General features: G+C 29.8%; 2 protein-coding genes. Both read left to right on the top strand.

Annotated elements, in window-relative coordinates; genetic code table 11:
• The first annotated feature begins 24 nt into the window (after positions 1-24).
• Positions 25-612, top strand: coding sequence for a class II aldolase and adducin N-terminal domain-containing protein (locus tag F3H01_RS04190; protein ID WP_149724952.1), 588 nt, complete (start codon positions 25-27; stop codon positions 610-612).
• A 139-nt stretch (positions 613-751) separates the two neighbouring features.
• Positions 752-2085: peptidylprolyl isomerase (locus tag F3H01_RS04185; RefSeq protein WP_149725125.1), on the top strand; the 1334-nt coding region annotated here is incomplete at its 3' end.

Raw genomic sequence — 2085 nt, 5'->3', positions numbered from 1 at the left:
AATCGCTTAAACGTAGGAGAAAAAATGGAGCTAGAACACTCAATAAATGAGATAAAAATAATATCACTTTCTATGTTTAGAAAGAATTTTTTTGGCGTCTTTCACGGCTCAATTTCAGCAAGAGTCGAAAAAAATCAATTTATAATCAATAAACAAAATGCCATTTTTGATAATTTAAAAGACGATGATTTGACACTTCTTTCATCAAAAAAAGACTATCGTTGGAATGAAGCTAGTCTTGATGCTGATATACACTTAAATATTTATAAAAATATAAATGAGGCAAGATTTGTTTGCTACGCGATGCCACCATACGCAACTGCATACGCAATGAAACATGAAAAAATCGTACCGAAAGATTATTTTGGGTATATGAGATTTGATAAAATTTCAGTATATGATCCAAAGCAATATGATGACTGGTATGAACGTGCAGAAACTGAAATTTATAGATATATGCTAGAAAAAAACACAAACATTATTATCGTTAAAGGATATGGTATTTATGCATACAGCAGAAGCCCTCAGCTTCTTGCAAAAGAGATAGCTTTACTAGAAAATAGCTGCAAATTGCTTCATTTAACTAGTGGTTATAGCGATTATAGTATTTAAAAATTTTGCTAACAATACTAAAAAATTGTTAGCAAAATTCTTCACAAAGGTATTTTTAAAGCCCCTATTTTAAGCTTATTTAAGGCAATTTTATATAATATATCATACAAATTTCGTTAGTCTTTTAAAGGAAAATTTAATGTTGTCTTGGATGCAAAAACATAAAAAATACCTAGTTGTTACCATTTGGGTAAGTACAATAGCCTTTGTTGGAGCAGGCTTTGTAGGCTGGGGAGCATATGATTTAAACAGCAATCGAGCCACTTCGGTAGCAAAAGTAGGACACAGAAATATAAGCATTCAAGAACTACAACAAAAATACGATAATTTGTATCAATACTACAATAATCTTTTTGATGGTAAATTAACACAAGAAAAGGCCAATGAGTTAGGATTACAAAATGCTGCACTTCAGGCTACAATTCAAGAGAATTTACTATTAAATTTTGCAGACGATATAGGTCTTAGTGTTAGTAAAGATGATATTTTAAAATATATAATCGCTGATCCAACATTTCAAAAAGATGGTGCCTTTGATAAAAATTTATACTACGATATTTCAAGAAGAGCTAGAATAAATCCAACTGATTTTGAAGAAAATTTAAAACTAACAATACTACTTGATAAGCTTAGAACTATTTTAAATTTACCAGCTAGCAAAGAAGACATTGCAATGATGGAAGCAAGCTTTTTTATGCAAGACAAATTAGCAATACAGATAATAAATGCTAATCAAAGCGATATAAAAATAGATGAAAAAGAGCTAAAGAATCTTTGGGAAACAAATAAAAACAACTATATGACAAAGACTATATACGGTCTAGAAACATACTTTATAGAGTCAAATAAAAATGATGTAAATCAAACTACTTTGAGTGACTACTATAACGAAAACAAGGAGAGATACAAAGGCTCTGATGATAAAATCAAATCATTTGACGAAGTAAAGACTGAAGTTGTCAAAGACTACAATATCGAGAAAAGCAAGACTGATGCTTTAAAAAAATATACCTCTATCAAAAAAGCTGAGCTTGCAACAAATGAATTTGTTAGTATAAATGAAGATAATGCAACATTCTCACTTGATGAAATAAAAGGGGCAAAAGTTGGTGAGGTTATAAAACCATTTACATACAAAGATGGATATTTGATAGTTAGGGTAAAAAGCATAACTCCTCCACAACCTATGAGTTTTGAACAAGCAAGAGCAATGGTACTTGAAATTTACAAAGATAAAAAGAAAAAAGAAAACTTAATAACCATAGCAAAAGAGTCTTTACAAAATTTCAAAGGAACTGATATAGGCTTTATCAGTAGAGATATAAATGGCTCTATCTTAGGACTAAATGAAAGTGAAACTAGAGCTTTTGTTTCTCAACTTTTTGAAACTAACAACAAAAAAGATTATGTTATATTAAAAGACAAGGCCGTTATATACGACATTTTGGAACAAAGGTTGCTTGTAGATAATAT

The sequence above is a fragment of the Campylobacter concisus genome (assembly GCF_902460875.1).
Taxonomy (GTDB): Bacteria; Campylobacterota; Campylobacteria; order Campylobacterales; family Campylobacteraceae; genus Campylobacter_A; species Campylobacter_A concisus_AA.
Note: the sequence above shows the minus strand (reverse complement) of the source record. Positions and strands in the feature narration are given on the sequence as shown.

What these genes read in the sequence shown, in the direction of transcription:
- F3H01_RS04190 (WP_149724952.1), top strand. Translation starts at nt 25, where the DNA reads ATGGAGCTAGAACACTCAATAAATGAGATAAAAATAATATCACTTTCT.